The following is a 17,108-nucleotide window of genomic DNA, read 5'->3' on the forward strand; positions in this document are numbered from 1 at the left end:
TATTTTTTTTACGGGGGTAAACACATGTCTATTTTCAGAAAAAAAGAAATCACTGTGCCTGTCAATGACAGTGGTGGGATGAAAAAAAATCTTAAGACGATGGACTTAATTTTTCTAGGAATTGGGGCTGTAGTAGGAACAGGGATTTTTGTTGTGACAGGTGTCGCAGCGGAACGCTATGCAGGTCCAGGGCTCGTCTTATCATTTCTGGTAGCAGCAGCCGCGATTATTTTATCTGGTTTATGCTATGCAGAATTTGCATCACGTATTCCGGTCATTGGTGGGCCGTATGCCTACATGTATGTGGTCTTTGGAGAAATTGTGGCTTGGATGACTGGTTGGATGATTATTTGTGAATTTTTCTTGGCGGTTTCATCCGTTGCTTCAGGTTGGTCAGGCTATGTCCATGGCTTTTTGGATAGCTTAGGTTTTTCTTTGCCGCAAGCGTTAAGTGGCGCTTATAATCCAACAAATGGTACATATATTGATTTGATTGCCATGTTGGTCGTTGTAGCCGTAACTTTTTGGGTATCTTTAGAAGCGAAAACAGCGTTACGTTTAAATAACTTAATGGTTTTCGTGAAGTTTGGGATTATTTTATTATTTGTTCTCGTTGGGATCTTTTATGTGAAACCAACGAACTGGCAACCATTTATTCCTTATGGTTTTTCAGGCGTTTTCAGTGGTGCTGCCTTAGTTTTCTTTGCCTTTCTAGGGTTTGATGCGGTTAGCATGGCCGCGGAGGAAGTGAAGAATCCGAAAAAAGATATTCCAAAAGGGATTATTGGTTCCATTATTATTTCAACATTGTTATATATTGTTGTTACGTTAGTTTTAACTGGGATTGTTCCATTTACGGATTTAGGGGTCAAGGATCCGGTGGCTTTTGCGATGCGCTTCATTAATCATGGCGCAATTGCGACAATCATTTCAGTTGGTGCTATTTTAACCTTATTAACAGTGACGATTGCGATGATGTACAGTTTAGCCCGTGTGATTTATGCGATTAGTAAAGATGGATTATTGCCGAAGTTTATGAGCAAAATCGATGAGAAGCGGCACACACCTAAGAATGCAACCTATGTAGCTGGATTTTTAGCAATGGTTTTTGCTGGTGTTGTTCCAATGGAGATGTTGGCTGAACTTACAAATATCGTGACACTCTTTTATCTGATGTTTCTCGCTTTAGGAATTATCAAATTACGAACAATGAAAGGAGAACCGCAAGCAGGTGAATTTAAAGTACCACTTGTGCCGGTTCTACCATTAATTTCAATCGTGGTTTGCGCGGCTTTGATGTTCCAATTGTCTTTAGCTACTTGGCAAGTATTTGGCATAGCCGTAGTGATTGGTTTGGCTATTTATTTCTTTTATGGACGACACCATAGTATCGTTCGTTTCGAGACAAAAGAATAAAAGTGAACGAAAAAAGAGAGGAATACTTGTCAAATAGACAGGTGTTTCTCTCTTTTCTTTCTGGCATTTTCTTCATTTTCAAGAGAAAACCGACAAGAAATATAGTTTAATAATGTCTAATTATGGTATACTGTTTAGGAGTAAATCCTGAGGGTTTAGGAAAATGACTAAAGGAGGTTTTTTCTGTATGTCACAGAAAGAAACATTTTATATTACCACCCCAATTTATTACCCAAGTGGGAAGTTACATATTGGGAATTCATATACAACAATCGCCTGCGATGCAATGGCCCGTTACAAGCGTTTAATGGGTTTTGATGTATTTTATTTAACAGGTGTGGATGAACATGGCCAAAAAATTGAAAAAAAAGCTGCTGAGTTGAATGTGACACCAAAAGAGTACGTTGATAAAATGGCAGCAGATGTTCAAAAATTATGGAAAACATTAGATATCAGCTATGATAAATTTATTCGGACAACGGATGATTATCACATGGCAGCCGTGCAACAAATTTTTGATCGTTTAGTAGAACAAGGAGATATCTACCTTGGAGAATATGAAGGTTGGTATTCAGTTTCTGATGAAGAATTTTTCACTGAAACACAATTAGCTGAAGTATATCGTGACGATGAAGGCAATGTCATTGGTGGGAAAGCACCAAGTGGTCACGAAGTCGAATTAGTTAAAGAAGAATCCTATTTCTTCCGCATGAGTAAATATGCGGATCGCTTGGTACAATATTACGAAGAACATCCAGAATTTATTCAACCAGAATCTCGTAAAAATGAGATGCTAAATAACTTCATCAAACCAGGATTAGAAGATTTAGCCGTTTCAAGAACGACTTTCTCTTGGGGAATTCCATTAAAAAATGATCCAAAACATGTGGTTTACGTATGGATTGATGCGTTATCAAACTATATTACAGCACTAGGTTATGGCTCAGAAGATGATTCATTATTCCAAAAATATTGGCCTGCGAACGTACAAATGGTTGGGAAAGAAATCGTGCGTTTCCATACGATTTATTGGCCAATTATGTTAATGGCCTTGGATTTACCATTACCGAAAAAAGTCTTTGGACATGGTTGGTTATTGATGAAAGACGGAAAAATGTCTAAATCTAAAGGAAATGTTGTTTACCCTGAAATGTTAGTAGAACGCTACGGTCTAGATGCGTTACGTTATTATTTATTACGAGCAATTCCATTTGGTAGTGATGGCGTCTTTACACCAGAAGATTTCGTTTCTCGCTTAAATTATGATTTAGCTAATGACTTAGGAAACTTGTTGAATCGAACAATTGCGATGATTAATAAATATTGTGATGGCAAAGTACCAGCCTATGCTTCAAAAGTTACCCCATTTGATAGTGAACTATCGACAACTGCGGCGAATGTTATTGGAAAATATCATGAAGCAATGGAAAAAATGGAATTTAATACGGCCATTGCAGAAATCTGGACGCTAGTTTCTCGTGCAAATAAATATATTGATGAAACAGCGCCTTGGGTATTGGCTAAAGAAGAAGAGAAACGCAACGAATTAGAAAGTGTCATGATCCATTTAGCGGAAAGCTTACGAATTGTGGCAATTTTATTGCAACCAGTCATGACAGAAACACCAGGGAAAATTTTCGAACAATTAGGCTTAGATCCAGAAACAATGAACATGGAAAATATTCATTTTGGTGAGTTCCCAACAGACGTAACAGTAACAAGTAAAGGAACACCTATTTTCCCACGTTTAGAAATTGAAACAGAAGTAACGTATATTCAAAAGAAAATGTCCCAAAGCGAAAGTGCTACAGAAGAGGATATTAAATGGAATCCAGAAGAAACAACGTTAGTTTCAACGAAAGAAAAACAAATTAAGTACGATGATTTCGATAAAGTGGAATTAAAAGTTGCCGAAGTTATTGACTGCAAAAAAGTCAAAGGAGCAGATAAATTATTGCAATTCCGTTTAGATGCTGGAGATGAAAACCATCGTCAAATTCTTTCAGGTATTGCTGAATTTTATCCAGATCCAGCTGCGCTAATTGGCAAAAAAGTAGTTATTGTGGCTAACTTAAAACCAAGAAAAATGCGTGGTCAAATTAGCCAAGGAATGATTCTTTCAGCTGAATCACCAGAAGGGAAACTTCAAATTGTTGAAGCACCAAAAGAAATGCCAAATGGTGCAGGAATCGCATAAAAGCATAAGTAGTAAAGATAAAAGGTGAATTGTAACCTTTTATCTTTACTACTTTTTTTGTATACTAGAAGAAAAGTGATTTGATGTGGGGGAAGTTTGATGGCTTATCATACTTATGAATTTTTAAAAAGACGTAAAAATGATCCAAAATGGAGAAAGGCCTATACATCTGCTAGGAATAAACGTATTATTGGTGCTTTAGTTACGATAAATATAATTATTTGGGGCTTTGTTTTGTGGAAAAAAATAGAAAGTGGCGATATAGAAGTAAATAATATTATCGACGTCCTAAAATCAAAAATCAACGAATTTTTAAATTAAAAGAATCGAAGAAAAGCCTAGAAAAATCATTTGCGATTTTTCCTAGGCTTTTCTATTTTAGAGTTTCACTTTTTTAGGTATTCGTTTTTTACCAAAACGGCCTTTCGTTAGGCGACTTGGTAAAATGATCAGTAAGAGTGAAAAAGGGACACTGATAATTTGCCACGTGAGTAAACGGCCTAAGCTATTATTTTTATAGAGCCACTCTAATATAAAATGCAGTCCTAAAATACTTAACAAAGCCAAGCCTGTCAGGAAATAAGGCGTTGATACCCAGTCGGTCGTTTTCAAGAGACTAAAACCTAAAGGAATTAGATAAAAGTAAGCACTTGTTAAAGTAATACGCCAACTTTTCATAACGGTGCCTAAATTAATTATAAAAAAAAGTAAAGATAGGACTAAAGCAAAAGGTGGAAACAAAGCCACTAACGCCGAATAGATGGTTCCCCAGACGAGCATTAAGGGACCTTTAACAATAGCGGCAATAAGTGTAAACAAGCCAATTAGGAGTAACTGCTGTGTCAGTGAGCCAAAAGTTAGTAAGCCAAATAAAATAAGCAGTAGCCAGTGCCAAATGGTTTGGTTTTGTTGTTTTCGCTCAATAGTTACATTTTTTTGGATAGAGGTTTTTAAAAAATTTTCTAAATCAGGTGATTGTTTCACCTTATCACGCTCCTCTCAACTTAAGAGACAACAAACGAGTAGGTCTGCTAATTAAAAAGCAGTGCCTACTCGTCTATTATAAGTGGTTTTTCTAAAAATAAAATCCGCCTTAAGTCTCAGTTACTGGGATGCCAAGTAAGGTGTAAACCATTCAGAAAGTGTGCCGGTATAAGGTAAAACGACCCGTTTCATTCCACGAGAAATAGCAGTATACAGGATTTTTTTATCTCGTTTATTGTCGGAATAACGATTAACATTTGGGTTATGAAGAATTACATTATCAAATTCTAGACCTTTTGCCATATCAATTGATAAAACTTGCAGTGACGGATGCTCTTCCAATGAAAGAGAAGCACTGAGTTCTTTTGTTAATTGTTCTTTTTCTGCAAAAGTTTTAGTAATGATGGCGGTGCTTTCTTTCGGATCAAAAGTTGCAATGGAAGTGACGATTGCTTTAAGATAGTCAGACGCAGAGTCACAAGGAATAAATGTCGGCTTTTCTCCATCATGCCGGATGGGCACAATGGTTAATTGCTCTGGTTGAGTGCCTAATGTTTGGAAGAGTCGTGTAATTTCTTTACTTGAACGGTAACTGTTTAATAATTGATACGTTCCAACAGAACGGCTGGTTTCGTTAACCAATAAATCATGAGCTTCAGAAAATTCAATGGCTGTATTAAAAATGGCTTGATTTTCATCACCAGCTAAAGTAAAACTAGCTTTAGGGAAAAGTGTCAGCAGTAATAATAATTGGGCTTCTGTATAATCTTGGACTTCATCGACTAGGATAAAAGCCATTTGTTGGTTGGCGAGGTTTTCAATAAATGCATGTTTCACCAAAATAAGGGCCACAATTTCATCGGCTGTGAAAACAGCTGTCTCTTTTTGATACGATTTTCCAGTGAATAAAGAATAAAACGTTTCAAAAAAGGCCCATTGATCTAGCCAAGCATCATTTTTGATAGCGGCAGTGATAGAGCGATATTTTTTCTTCAAACGTTTTAAAGCAAAATCAGCCAGATGTTTTTCATTATCTTCGGTAATCACTGTGCCAAAATAACGAACTTGTTCAGCTTCTGTTAAATCTTGGAATTGATCCAACATTTTTTTAGAATGGGCTTGTTTTAATAAGTACCGTGTCCAAAGACTGGTTAATTTTTCTTTTGTGGCTGAAATTCGTTGGCGAATACTCAAGTCAGCTGGTGTTTCTTGATAAAGTTTAAAAATTGTTTCTGAAGTAAATAAGGTCTGCTTTTTAAAAGTTAAAGGACGGAAAAAATGTGGCTGCACAACTGCTTTTTCAGGATTGCTTAAAAGAAACGTTGCAAATTCTTTTGAACGAATAACGTGCTCTTGCTCCGTTACCTCAGAGCGAGTAATGCGTTCGAAATAGTCCTTTTCTTCTTCCATTGGCCATGCTTCTTTGGTAGTGAAGCGCAAAAATTGTAAAAGAGTCAAATTCAAGGGATTTCGTTCGCCTAAATTCGGTAAAACTTGAGAAATATAATCAATAAATGTTGAATTTGGTGAAAGTAATAAAATATTATCCGCTGTAATTTCTGCTCGATGTTGATAAAGTAAATAAGCAATCCGTTGCATAATCGCAGACGTTTTCCCACTACCAGCAATCCCGTTGACTAGTAGGAGTGGCTGCGTTTCGTCACGAATTATTTGATTTTGTTCTTGTTGAATGGTTGTCGTAATGTCCTTCATGTAAGGAGAAGCATCTTCTTCTAAAGAATGCAATAACACATCATCTTGAATCGCAATGGTTGTGTCAAAATAGTTGATTAATTGATCTTTTTCAATAATTAACTGTCTTTTCAAATCAAGTTGTACAGGAATGGTTTGTTGATGTGCAATGTAGGCTGTTTTCCCTAAAACATTGTCATAAAATAACGAAGCAATCGGTGAGCGCCAATCGTGAATGCGCGTTTCTTCTTCTAAAGAAGTAAAATCGTTTACGCCAATATAAAAATTTTCTGGCTCTTCAGGGCTGTCTTCAAAAGTCACGCCAATTTTGCCAAAATAAGGAACTTGTAATAGGCGTTTCACTTTGTCTAAATTTTTAGCCGTTGCTTCATTTTTTAAGTTCCATTGATCAATTTCACGGTTCTTCATTTCCAACATGGCAAACGTTTCTAGATTATCGGCATAACTATCAAAATTCAGCTTAGAATCGCGACCAAATTCTTCTAGCATATGTTTGCCATCTTTCATTGTGTTCGCCAATTGTTCTTCGTAAACTTTTTTAGCCGCTTGCAGCTCATGATAAACCGTTGTTAAATGCTGTTGTTCATAAATTTTTTCATCGGTCATGGAGATTCCTCCTTTTAATAACATGACTGAATAGTATACGTTACTTTTAGCATAAATGCAAGCGCTGTTTATGAGGAAATGGCGAATCTTGTCGCCTAGTCATTCAGATTTTTCAAGAAATATGATAAAGTAGAGAGGAGATAAAGGAGGCAATCATAATGATTTTTGATACACATACACATTTGAATGCAGAACAATTTAATGATGATATTCCAGAAACGATTGCACATGCCCAAGAATTGGGTGTTACAGAGATGGCCGTGGTCGGTTTTGATGAACCAACGATTGAAAAATCTCTTTTACTTAGTCAGGAATATGCCAATATTTATAGTATCATTGGTTGGCATCCAACAGAAGCGGGTAGCTATACGCCAGAGGTTGAACGACGATTACAAGAACAATTAACGTTGCCAAAAATTGTCGCATTAGGTGAAATCGGTCTTGATTATTACTGGATGGAGGATCCTAAAGAGGTGCAAGAAAAAGTCTTTCGCCGTCAAATTGCGATTGCTCGGGAAATGAATTTACCGTTTAGTGTGCATACGAGAGAGGCATTAGAAGATACCTATCGAATTTTAAAAGATGAAAAAATTTCAGATATTGGTGGAATCATGCATAGTTTCAGTGGCGATGCTGAGTGGATGAAGAAATTTTTAGATTTAGGTTTGCATATTTCTTTTAGTGGAGTCGTAACGTTTAAAAAGGCATTGGATGTTCAAGAAGCGGCGATGGCGGTACCACTAGAAAGAATGTTGGTGGAAACAGATGCACCCTATTTAGCCCCTGTTCCTTATCGTGGTAAACGGAATGAACCAGGCTATACACGATACGTAGTGGAAAAAATTGCTGAATTGCGTCAACTAACCTTTGAAGAAGTGGCAGAACAAACGAGAGTCAACGCTCATCGCTTGTTTCGGATAGATAAATGAAGGAAAAAATGAAAGTTGCAGAAATCATTGTCGTTGAAGGAAAAGACGACACACGCCGCATTCAAGAGGTAGTTACAGCAGATACGATTGAAACGATTGGCTCTGCTATCAATGATGAAATTTTGACACAAATTGAACACGCACAAGAAACGAGAGGCGTGATTATTTTTACAGATCCAGACTATTCGGGCGAAAAAATTCGTAAAACAATAATGGAAGTTGTCCCTGATGCAAAGCATGCTTTTTTATCAAGAAAAGTCGCAGTGCCTAAAAAAAATGGCGGTAGCCTAGGGGTTGAACATGCTAGTGATGAAGCAATTATTGAAGCATTAAAAAAAGTCGTAACACCTGTTCAAGCTGATGAAGACTATCAAGAAATTCCTAGACAAACACTAGTTGAATATGGTTTAATAGCGGGAGCAAATGCCAAAAAATACCGTGAATTATTAGGAGATGACCTAAGAATTGGCTATACAAATAGCAAACAGTTAGTCAAACGGTTAAGCATGTTTCGGATTACAGAAGCAGAATTGAAAGAAAGCATGACACGTATTTTAAAAGAACTTGCAAACGAAGAATAACTACATGGAGGAACAAGCGTGACGGACTATAAAGAAATTGCCACACCATCCAGAACCAAAGAAATACTAAAAAAACATGGATTTTCATTTAAAAAGAGTTTAGGTCAAAATTTTTTGACAGAGCCTAATATTTTAAGAAAAATTGTAGAAACAGCGGGAATTAATCAGCAGACAAATGTTGTCGAAGTCGGGCCTGGAATTGGTGCATTAACAGAGCAATTAGCGATGAACGCGGCACAAGTTGTGGCTTTTGAGATTGATGATCGCTTGATTCCTGTCTTAGCGGATACCTTAAGTCGCTATGATAATGTGACAGTGGTTCATCAGGATGTTTTAAAAGCTGATTTGGTCGAGACAACCAACCAAGTTTTTCAAGAGAAGTATCCGATTAAAGTGGTAGCTAACCTACCTTACTATATTACTACGCCAATTATGATGCATTTTTTAGAATCTTCTTTAGATGTAGCCGAAATGGTTGTGATGATGCAAAAAGAGGTCGCTGATCGAATTGCTGCTAAACCAGGAACGAAAGCTTATGGCTCATTATCAATTGCTGTCCAATATTTTATGGAAGCAAGTGTCGCCTTTATTGTGCCAAAAACAGTTTTTGTGCCGCAACCCAATGTTGACTCGGCGATTATTAAATTGACGCGCCGTGCTACACCAGCGGTGACAGTGACCAATGAAAAAGAATTTTTCAAATTAACCAAAGCCAGTTTCCAATTAAGACGTAAAACATTGTGGAATAACTTAACGCATTTTTATGGGAAAGATGAACAAACGGTGGCTTGGCTAAAAGAGAGCCTAGCTGAAGCAGAAATTGATCCTTCTAGACGTGGTGAAACATTGTCTTTAGAAGAATTCGCTCGTCTAAGTAATGCTTTAGAAAAAAATAAACCAGTATAAAAAAGAACTTTCTGTTATTTATGAGAAATAACAGAAAGTTCTTTTATGTGTCTTGACACATTGCGGCTGTTCAGCTACACTTGAGAAAAACAAAAGGTGTCATGACACCTTCAGGAGGCAGTTTTAATGAAAACAAACTCAGTAAAACGTTTAACAATTTCAGCACTTTTAATTGCAATGGGGATTATCATTCCAATGGTTATGCCAAGAATTACCATTGGTCCAGCCAGTTTTACATTAGCAAGTCACGTCCCAGTTTTTATTGCCATGTTTATTTCTCCAGTGGTGGCAATTGCGGTTAGTCTAGGAACAGGTTTTGGTTTTTTCTTATCCGCAACACCGATTATTGCTTTGCGGGCCTTATCTCATTTGATTTTTGCAGTCATTGGCGCAGTGATTTTACAAAAGCATCCAGAAATTTTAATCAATAAAGAGGGGAAATTCACTTTATTAAATGGGAAATTACAGTTGTTTAACGTGGGAATTGGAGTGATTCATTCCGCTGCCGAGCTAGTGGTTGTTTCTGTATTTTACACAATGGGCAACTTGCCAGGAACCTATTATACAGCCGGCTTCATGTATTCTATTTTTCTTTTGATGGGCGTTGGTGGATTAATTCATAGTTTGGTGGATTTCAGTATTGCCTACTTTTTAGCAAGTACCTTAAGTAAACATGTAGATATTCCAACTTTTACAGAAGCAAAACAACCCAAAGTGATAAAGAAGAAGGTTAAATTAGCATAAAGAGAAACAATCGAGGCATCCGTCATTGCGACGGATGCCTCGAGATTTTTTTATTTAATGACTTCTTCTGTTTGAGGGTCGAAGAAATGTCCTTTGTTAATATCAAAAGCTAAGTCAATCATTTCACCAGGATGGTGGAAGTCACGAGCATCTACTTTTGAGATAAACTCTGTATCACCAATTTTTGTATAAAGCATGGATTCAGCCCCTAATAATTCAGAAACGACGACTTCAGATTTAATCACCGCATCTTTCATTGCCGTTAAAGCCACTTGTTCGCTATGAATATCTTCTGGACGAATACCGAAAATTAATTCTTTGCCTTCATAACCATGTTCAACAAGCTCTTTGTTTCTTCCTTCAGGAATTGCTAGTTTTAAGCCATGTTGGTTAGAAATAACCCCATTGTTTAAGGTAACTTTGAAGAAATTCATGGCAGGTGAGCCGATGAACCCAGCTACGAACATATTTTTTGGTGTATTGTAAACTTCTTTTGGTGAACCAATTTGTTGAATAAAGCCATCTTTCATAATTACGATTCGATCAGCCATGGTCATCGCTTCGGTTTGGTCATGTGTCACATAAATTGTCGTAGTTTCTAAACGTTGGTGTAGTTTAGCGATTTCAGCACGCATGGCTACACGTAATTTTGCATCCAAGTTTGATAAAGGTTCATCCATTAAAAAGACTTTGGCATCACGGACAATTGCCCGGCCAAGTGCAACACGTTGGCGTTGTCCACCAGAAAGCGCCGCAGGTTTACGTTGTAAGTACTCTGTTAAGCCCAGAATATCCGCAGCATTTTCCACCCGTTTTTTAATTTCAGCTTTATCATATTTTCTTAGTTTTAAACCAAAAGCCATGTTATCAAAAACAGTCATATGCGGATAAAGCGCATAGTTTTGGAAAACCATGGCAATATCACGATCTTTCGGTGCAACGTCATTCATGACTTTGTCCCCAATTGATAATTCACCTTCAGTAATATCTTCTAAGCCAGCAATCATTCGCAATGTTGTTGATTTACCGCAACCAGAAGGTCCGACAAAGACGATAAATTCACGGTCTGTAATTTCTAAGTTAAAATCTGTAACAGAATAATGTTCTGCATTGTCATATTTTTTATACACATTTCTAAGCGCCATTTCCACCATTTGATACGTCACTCTTTTCTTTTTGATTTGTTACTCATAGTTTAAATGAAAACGCTATCTTTCAGCAAGGGAGAGTTGCACAAGAAAAAGAAGACTTTTTCGTCAAGGTGACAAAGGACAAACACTCTCAGCGGATTTATCGCTAAACTTTTGTTATAATATAACAAAGACAGGAGTTGGATAACATGAAAATCGCTTTAATCGCTCATGATCGTAAAAAAACATTAATGATCAAACTAGCAACCGCTTATAAACATATTTTAGAAAAACATGAATTGTATGCAACGGGAACGACAGGCATGAAAGTGATGGAAGCAACTGGCTTACCCGTGCATTGCTTTAAATCGGGGCCATTAGGTGGGGATCAACAGATTGGCGCAATGATATCAGAAGACAACATTGATTTAGTTATTTTTTTAAGAGATCCTCTTTCCGCACAACCACATGAACCAGATGTGACAGCTTTGATTCGTCTAAGTGATGTCTATGAAATTCCTTTAGCGACCAATATCGGCAGTGCTGAAATTCTTTTGAGAGGTGTCGAGGCGGGGTTTGCGGACTTCCGTGAGGTTATCCATGAAGGGGATCGTCGACCGTTAGCTTTTTAGAGAACCTTAATGGTTATTTTGACTATTTTGTGGTATATTTTATGAGGACTTTTGTCCAAATAAAATAACAGAGTAGGAGACAAAGCGTTAAGTGCTAAAAGGATGGGATGTTGCCTTTTGGACGAAGAACATAAATAGTGTGTTGCTAGAAAGCAAAGGTTCTTACTTTGCTTATCATCAGAACAACACGTTCAGCTTTTTAATGTTCGCGGTTTTGTTTTCGCATTCGCTGCATGGTTCGTCATGTAGCAGCTCTTAGAGGAGATGCTAAAAATGACAAAGAAAAAATTTGGCACAAAATCCATTGCGTTAATGGGCGTACTCATTGCGGTGGTCGTTGTCTTTTCACGCTTTTTTGCGTATGAAACAACGTTTTTAAAAATCAGTTTCACGTTTATCCCAGAATCATTGATTGGGATGATTTTCGGACCTTTTTGGGCTGGAATCGGCACGGCGTTGGCTGATGTAGTAGGAATGCTGCTTTTTCCAAAGGCAGGCTATTTTCCTGGGTTTACTTTAAATGCCTTTTTGGCTGGTGCTATTTATGGTTATTTCTATTATAAGAAAGAAATGACATGGCAACGAGTGATTTTGGCGACATTGTTGGTCACCGTTTTAATTAATATCATTTTAACTCCTTTGTGGTTAAGTTTAATGTATGGCGTCAATCTAGCAAATTTTGCTTGGTGGGTGCCACGCTTAATTAAAACAGTTATTTTCTTTCCTATTCAAGTAATTGCCACTTATTATTTAGGCAATAAAATTCCCTTTAAACGTTTATTTGGAAAGCCATTATCTGAATTAGATCAATAAATTTAAAATTAAAAGAGTCACTTTTCATCATCCCAGAAAAGTGACTCTTTTTTATTGTGCTTTTTGATTAAACTGTGCTTCGTAAAGGTCACGATAATAACCCTGTTCTTTTTGCAATAATTCGTCATGGGTGCCAATTTCAACTACTTGACCATTGTCCATAACTAGAATTTTTTCAGCACTTTTGATTGTTGCTAAGCGATGGGCAATAACAAAACTGGTCCGGCCAGTCATCATTTGTAAAAAAGCATCCTGAATTTTTTGCTCAGTCAACGTATCAACTGAACTGGTCGCTTCATCTAAAATAAGCATCGGCGGATTACTAATCATCGTGCGTGCAATAGTCATTAGTTGTCGTTGTCCTTCAGAAATTTTAACGCCTTGGGAACCAATCTGAGTATCTAGTCCTTGAGGTAAACGCATGACGAAATCAAAAATATGGGCTTTTTTCATGGCTTCTATAATTTCTTCGTCAGAGGCTTCAGGATTTCCGTACGTTAAATTTTCCCGAATGGAGCTATCGAATAGCCAAGTATCTTGGAGAACCATGCCAAAACTTTTTCGCAAGCTATCCCGAGTAATTTGAGTAATGTCGTGAGTATCAACCGTAATTTGGCCACGGTCGACCTCGTAAAAGCGCATTAACAAATTCACTAATGTTGATTTACCCGCACCAGTTCGCCCAACAATGGCAATTGTTTCTCCTGGTTCAGCAATTAAATTAAAGTTTTCGATTAAAGGTCGCGTCGGCGTGTAAGAAAAATCAACGTCTTTAAATTCAACACGGCCTCGCGCTTCTTTCAAAACAATTGCGTTCGGGGCATCAGGACGTTCAACTGGTTGATCCATCATATCAAAAGTACGTTCCAATCCAGCTAAGGCTGCTTGGATTTGGTTGGTGATTCCTGAGAGTTCAATAAAAGGTTTAGAAAATTGACTAGAGTAAATGGTGAAACTGGAAATAACACCAACTGTGACTAAAGGATTGCCACTTAAAACTAACAAGCCACCGACTAATCCAATCGATAAATAAGATAAATGGTCAATAAATCGAGAAAGCGGATTGGTTAAGGAAGAAGAAAACTGAGCCTTCTGTCCTTTTTCATACAACGTTTGATTCAATGCTTCAAATGTTTCTTGCGTAGCTTGTTCTTGTTGAAAGGCTTTAACAATTTTTTGGTTGCCAACCATTTCTGAAACGAAGCCGGAAATTTCACCAACAATCGTTTGTTGTGCAGCAAAGTTTTTTTGTGAAGCTTTTGCAACAAGCCAGTTTACAATAAAAATAATCGGCGTACTGATAAGAACCACTAATGTGAGCAGGGGACTTAGCCGAATCATAAAGAGCAAAGCAACAACGACGGTGGCCATGCCGGAAAATAATTGGTTGAAGACAGCCGAGCAAGCCATTGAAATATTGTCAATATCGTTGGTAAAGCGACTGACGATATTTCCGTGTGACGTTTGGTCATAATAACTTAACGGTAGTTGATTTAAATGGGCAAAGGCATCTTTTCTCAGCTGTGTGGTCGATAAATAAGACACGCGATTACCGAGACGTTGAATCAGCCATTGACTTAGAACGGTTACGAGTAAAATCCCTGCTAATAAACCTAAAATTTTGATGAGTTGCGCAGCATTGACTTGTCCTTTACCAACCATTGTATCAACGGATTTACCTATATAATAAGTCATGAGGACAGTCGAAAAACCACTGAGAATTCCTAGGATTAAGGCGCCGATAATTTCTTTTGGATAGCGTAGTAAATACGGCTTAAAACGTGAGAAGGCGCCAAAATGAATTTTTTTAGTTTGCATGGGTATCCTCCTCCTGTGACGCAACGATTTCTTGATACTCTTTAGAAGAAGTAAGTAATTCTTCGTGGGTGCCAAGGCCAGCGACTTTTCCACTATCTAGGACTAAAATTTGATTCGCCGTTGCAATCGAACTCACGCGTTGTGAAATTAAAATAACGGTTGTCTCTGCTCGTTCTTTTTGTAAAGCACGGCGCAGATTCAAATCTGTTTGATAGTCGAGGGCGCTCAAGGAATCATCTAAAATAAGTAAATGTGGTTTCCTAATCAAGGCACGGGCAATGGTCAACCGTTGTCTTTGTCCACCAGAAAAGTTTTTTCCGCCTTCGTTAACAGGCGTGTCTAACCCTTGGTCTAATTGTTCAACAAATTCTTTACATTGGGCGATAGCTAATGCTTCCCAACAGTCTTCATCAGTTGCATTTGGTTTGCCCCATTGTAAGTTTTCTCGAATAGTCCCTGTAAATAAGACGGCAGTTTGTGGGACACTTGCCACTTGTTGGCGTAAAGTAAAGAGTGGCCAATCGCGCACATTTATACCATTAATAAAAAGGTTTCCTGCACTCACATCATAAAATCTGGGAATGAGTTGGGTTAAGGTACTTTTCCCGCTGCCGGTAGGTCCTGTGATGCCGAGAATTGAGCCTTTAGGAATCGTAAAATTGATATTTTCCAAAGCCAAACCGGCCTCTGGTTCATAGCGAAAATCTACATGGTCAAAGGTAATATCACCAAATTGTGGCGATGTTTTTGCTGATTCTGGTGTATCTGTTAACTGACTTTCTACAGTTAAAACCTCATTGACACGGTTTGCGGAAGCGGCGGCTCGCGTAAAAATTACCACGAGATTAGAAGCAACAATTAAAGCGAGCATCATTTGATTCATATAATTGATCAAGGCTAAAACTTCCCCTTGTTGCAGAGAACCAAAAGAAACTTTTAAGCCACTAAAATAAAGTAAAAATAAAATTCCAACATTCATAATCAAAGTGGTTAAAGGCGTTAATAAAGCAGAGACATTCGATACACGAATGTAAATATCGCCTAAATCATCTGAAGCTTTATCAACATGTCGTTGCTCTGTTTCCTTTCTAGCAAACGCACGGATCACACGGACACCGCTTAAGTTTTGGCTGATTTGACGGTTTAACCGATCCAAATATTCTTGGACTTTTTGATATAAAGGCACAGTCACTTTAATGATAATAAAGAGAATAAGGCTAAAAATTGGTAAAAGTAATAGGAAAAGAAAGCCCATCTGCACGTCAATGTAAAAAGCCATGACCACAGAACCGATACTTAAAAAAGGTGTCCGAATGACCAACCGAATAAACATCGCTAAAGCCAATTGAAGCTGGTTGATATCGTTTGTGATCCGAGTGATGAGGGTATCTGTACCAAAACTATTCAATTCTTTGTGTGAAAGCTGATTAATTTTCTTCATTAATTGATTTCTTAGCTCTGTTCCAAAACCTTGCGAAGCGACTGAAGCATAATATTGACAAATCATGACAAAAAATAAACCAACTAACGACATAACAAGCATCCAGAGGGCCATTTCTATGACAGTCTGTCGGTCGTTTTGACGAATACCGACATCGACTAAGTGAGCCATGAATAAGGGCAAGACTAACTCGAAACAAGCTTCTAAAAATTTGAAGACTGGACCGAGGATAATTTGTTTTCGATAATTTTTTGCGTATTTCAATAAACCAAACATAAGATTCCTCCCTTTGCTGCTCTCATTGTAGCCTAATCTTTCAATGAAAGAAAGTTGTTCGCTACATTTTCTTAACTTCTGGTAAAATAGAAGAAAAGAGTAAAGAAGTGGAGAGTGGTAGAAACATGGAAAAAATGAGTCAGATTATTTTGTTATTTTTTATTTATTCCTTTATCGGTTGGTTATGGGAAACGGTGTATTGTTCATTAAAAGCTAAAAAATTTGTTTATCGAGGATTTTTGGTAGGGCCCTATTGTCCTATTTATGGATTTGGGGTCTTAAGCGTTCTCTATTTTGTGGAACCCTTTGAAAACAATCTCTTGGTATTGTATATCGGATCGGCTGTTTTAGTGACAATTTTAGAATATGTCACTAGTTATGGCTTGGAAAAACTGTTCCATGCCTCTTGGTGGGATTATCATGATGTACCTTTTAATTTAAACGGTCGCGTGGCTTTACCGGTTTCTCTTTTTTGGGGATTGGGGTGTGTCTTGATTGTCAAAGTTATTCAACCAGAAATCGCTAAAGTTGTCAGCTTTTTACAAGTAACCTTTGGCAACTACTTAGCCCTTTGCATAGTGATTGTAATGGGGCTTGACTTAATTTATACGTTGCTGAACATGCAAGGTTTCAAAAAACTTATTACCGAGATGGGACAAACGTTGGAAACGAACCAACAAGAATTTAAGCAACGGTTGAACACAAAAATGGAAATTGCTACAGCTGATTGGCAGAAGTTAAAAGAGCGAACCAAAAAAGAGCATTTCCAAAATCGATTAAATTTCCAACAACGTCGTTTTATTAACAATTACCCAAAACTAACTTTAAAAAACATTAAAAATTCCAAAGAAGTGCGGCATCTCTTAGAAGATTTGAAGAAGAAAGGCCAATAATTAACAAAAAATATTACAAAATATTTCAA

Annotated in this window: 15 protein-coding genes and 1 riboswitch; of the genes, 10 read left to right on the forward strand and 5 right to left on the reverse strand. The window is 37.4% G+C overall.

All coding sequences use genetic code 11. The annotated features are described in order from the left end of the window. Positions 1-24 precede the first annotated feature (24 nt). The 3 genes from HMPREF2810_RS09705 to HMPREF2810_RS09715 all read left to right on the forward strand — a co-directional run bounded on the left by HMPREF2810_RS09705 (position 25) and on the right by HMPREF2810_RS09715 (position 3,934). Positions 25-1,416, forward strand: a complete 1,392-nt coding sequence (locus HMPREF2810_RS09705) for an amino acid permease (protein ID WP_002383357.1) — start codon at positions 25-27, stop codon at positions 1,414-1,416. Between the two features lie 187 nt (positions 1,417-1,603). Beyond that, on the forward strand, positions 1,604-3,613 hold the full coding sequence (metG, locus tag HMPREF2810_RS09710) for a methionine--tRNA ligase (protein ID WP_002355813.1): 2,010 nt from the start codon (positions 1,604-1,606) through the stop codon (positions 3,611-3,613). A 99-nt stretch (positions 3,614-3,712) separates the two neighbouring features. Beyond that, complete coding sequence (locus HMPREF2810_RS09715; protein ID WP_002366304.1) at positions 3,713-3,934, forward strand: hypothetical protein; 222 nt, start codon at positions 3,713-3,715, stop codon at positions 3,932-3,934. Positions 3,935-3,991: 57 nt separating this feature from the next. Here the strand turns inward: HMPREF2810_RS09715 and HMPREF2810_RS09720 are convergent, their stop codons facing one another. Continuing rightward, positions 3,992-4,597 (reverse strand): hypothetical protein, encoded by a 606-nt coding sequence (locus HMPREF2810_RS09720; protein WP_002383359.1) that lies wholly within the window; start codon positions 4,595-4,597, stop codon positions 3,992-3,994. 120 nt (positions 4,598-4,717) lie between these two features. Next, positions 4,718-6,940, reverse strand: a complete 2,223-nt coding sequence (locus HMPREF2810_RS09725; protein ID WP_002383360.1) for a HelD family protein — start codon at positions 6,938-6,940, stop codon at positions 4,718-4,720. Positions 6,941-7,074: 134 nt separating this feature from the next. Here HMPREF2810_RS09725 and HMPREF2810_RS09730 point away from each other — a divergent pair, with 134 nt between their 5' ends. From HMPREF2810_RS09730 to HMPREF2810_RS09745, 4 genes are all read left to right on the forward strand, one after another. After that, complete coding sequence (locus HMPREF2810_RS09730) at positions 7,075-7,845, forward strand: TatD family hydrolase (RefSeq protein WP_002358846.1); 771 nt, start codon at positions 7,075-7,077, stop codon at positions 7,843-7,845. Further along, complete coding sequence (rnmV, locus tag HMPREF2810_RS09735) at positions 7,842-8,426, forward strand: ribonuclease M5 (protein WP_002383361.1); 585 nt, start codon at positions 7,842-7,844, stop codon at positions 8,424-8,426. Before HMPREF2810_RS09730 ends, rnmV begins: the two co-directional genes overlap by 4 nt. An 18-nt stretch (positions 8,427-8,444) precedes the next feature. Then, complete coding sequence (gene rsmA / locus HMPREF2810_RS09740; RefSeq protein ID WP_002358849.1) at positions 8,445-9,332, forward strand: 16S rRNA (adenine(1518)-N(6)/adenine(1519)-N(6))-dimethyltransferase RsmA; 888 nt, start codon at positions 8,445-8,447, stop codon at positions 9,330-9,332. A gap of 126 nt (positions 9,333-9,458) precedes the next feature. Next, positions 9,459-10,076, forward strand: a complete 618-nt coding sequence (locus HMPREF2810_RS09745) for a hypothetical protein (protein ID WP_002355821.1) — start codon at positions 9,459-9,461, stop codon at positions 10,074-10,076. Between the two features lie 50 nt (positions 10,077-10,126). Here HMPREF2810_RS09745 and HMPREF2810_RS09750 read toward each other — a convergent pair whose 3' ends face one another. Continuing rightward, positions 10,127-11,230: an ABC transporter ATP-binding protein gene (locus HMPREF2810_RS09750; RefSeq protein ID WP_002355822.1), complete on the reverse strand. Its 1,104-nt coding sequence runs from the start codon at positions 11,228-11,230 to the stop codon at positions 10,127-10,129. A gap of 185 nt (positions 11,231-11,415) precedes the next feature. Between HMPREF2810_RS09750 and mgsA the strand changes: the two genes are divergently transcribed. Together mgsA and HMPREF2810_RS09760 are read left to right on the forward strand one after the other, a co-directional pair. After that, entirely contained in the window at positions 11,416-11,838 is a 423-nt protein-coding gene (gene mgsA / locus HMPREF2810_RS09755; protein WP_002355823.1) for a methylglyoxal synthase, read from the forward strand. A gap of 66 nt (positions 11,839-11,904) precedes the next feature. Beyond that, a riboswitch (THF riboswitch) is annotated at positions 11,905-12,072 on the forward strand. Between the two features lie 30 nt (positions 12,073-12,102). After that, complete coding sequence (locus HMPREF2810_RS09760) at positions 12,103-12,651, forward strand: folate family ECF transporter S component (protein ID WP_002383363.1); 549 nt, start codon at positions 12,103-12,105, stop codon at positions 12,649-12,651. A 51-nt stretch (positions 12,652-12,702) separates the two neighbouring features. Here the strand turns inward: HMPREF2810_RS09760 and HMPREF2810_RS09765 are convergent, their stop codons facing one another. After that, on the reverse strand, positions 12,703-14,469 hold the full coding sequence (locus HMPREF2810_RS09765; protein ID WP_002383364.1) for an ABC transporter ATP-binding protein: 1,767 nt from the start codon (positions 14,467-14,469) through the stop codon (positions 12,703-12,705). Further along, positions 14,459-16,186: an ABC transporter ATP-binding protein gene (locus HMPREF2810_RS09770; protein WP_002363303.1), complete on the reverse strand. Its 1,728-nt coding sequence runs from the start codon at positions 16,184-16,186 to the stop codon at positions 14,459-14,461. The genes HMPREF2810_RS09765 and HMPREF2810_RS09770 overlap by 11 nt, the downstream gene beginning before the upstream one ends. 125 nt (positions 16,187-16,311) lie before the next feature. Here HMPREF2810_RS09770 and HMPREF2810_RS09775 point away from each other — a divergent pair, with 125 nt between their 5' ends. Next, positions 16,312-17,079, forward strand: coding sequence for a putative ABC transporter permease (locus HMPREF2810_RS09775; RefSeq protein WP_002383366.1), 768 nt, complete (start codon positions 16,312-16,314; stop codon positions 17,077-17,079). The last annotated feature ends 29 nt before the right edge of the window (positions 17,080-17,108 follow it).

It is taken from the genome of Enterococcus sp. HMSC078F03 (assembly GCF_001811595.1).
GTDB lineage: Bacteria > Bacillota > Bacilli > Lactobacillales > Enterococcaceae > Enterococcus > Enterococcus faecalis.

Coding starts and splice junctions, on each gene's coding strand:
- HMPREF2810_RS09725 (WP_002383360.1), bottom strand. CDS start 6,940: ATGTTATTAAAAGGAGGAATCTCCATGACCGATGAAAAAATTTATGAA.
- HMPREF2810_RS09760 (WP_002383363.1), top strand. CDS start 12,103: ATGCTAAAAATGACAAAGAAAAAATTTGGCACAAAATCCATTGCGTTA.
- HMPREF2810_RS09765 (WP_002383364.1), bottom strand. CDS start 14,469: ATGCAAACTAAAAAAATTCATTTTGGCGCCTTCTCACGTTTTAAGCCG.
- mgsA (WP_002355823.1), top strand. CDS start 11,416: ATGAAAATCGCTTTAATCGCTCATGATCGTAAAAAAACATTAATGATC.
- metG (WP_002355813.1), top strand. CDS start 1,604: ATGTCACAGAAAGAAACATTTTATATTACCACCCCAATTTATTACCCA.
- HMPREF2810_RS09715 (WP_002366304.1), top strand. CDS start 3,713: ATGGCTTATCATACTTATGAATTTTTAAAAAGACGTAAAAATGATCCA.
- HMPREF2810_RS09745 (WP_002355821.1), top strand. CDS start 9,459: ATGAAAACAAACTCAGTAAAACGTTTAACAATTTCAGCACTTTTAATT.
- HMPREF2810_RS09775 (WP_002383366.1), top strand. CDS start 16,312: ATGGAAAAAATGAGTCAGATTATTTTGTTATTTTTTATTTATTCCTTT.
- HMPREF2810_RS09750 (WP_002355822.1), bottom strand. CDS start 11,230: ATGGTGGAAATGGCGCTTAGAAATGTGTATAAAAAATATGACAATGCA.
- rnmV (WP_002383361.1), top strand. CDS start 7,842: ATGAAGGAAAAAATGAAAGTTGCAGAAATCATTGTCGTTGAAGGAAAA.
- HMPREF2810_RS09730 (WP_002358846.1), top strand. CDS start 7,075: ATGATTTTTGATACACATACACATTTGAATGCAGAACAATTTAATGAT.
- HMPREF2810_RS09770 (WP_002363303.1), bottom strand. CDS start 16,186: ATGTTTGGTTTATTGAAATACGCAAAAAATTATCGAAAACAAATTATC.
- HMPREF2810_RS09705 (WP_002383357.1), top strand. CDS start 25: ATGTCTATTTTCAGAAAAAAAGAAATCACTGTGCCTGTCAATGACAGT.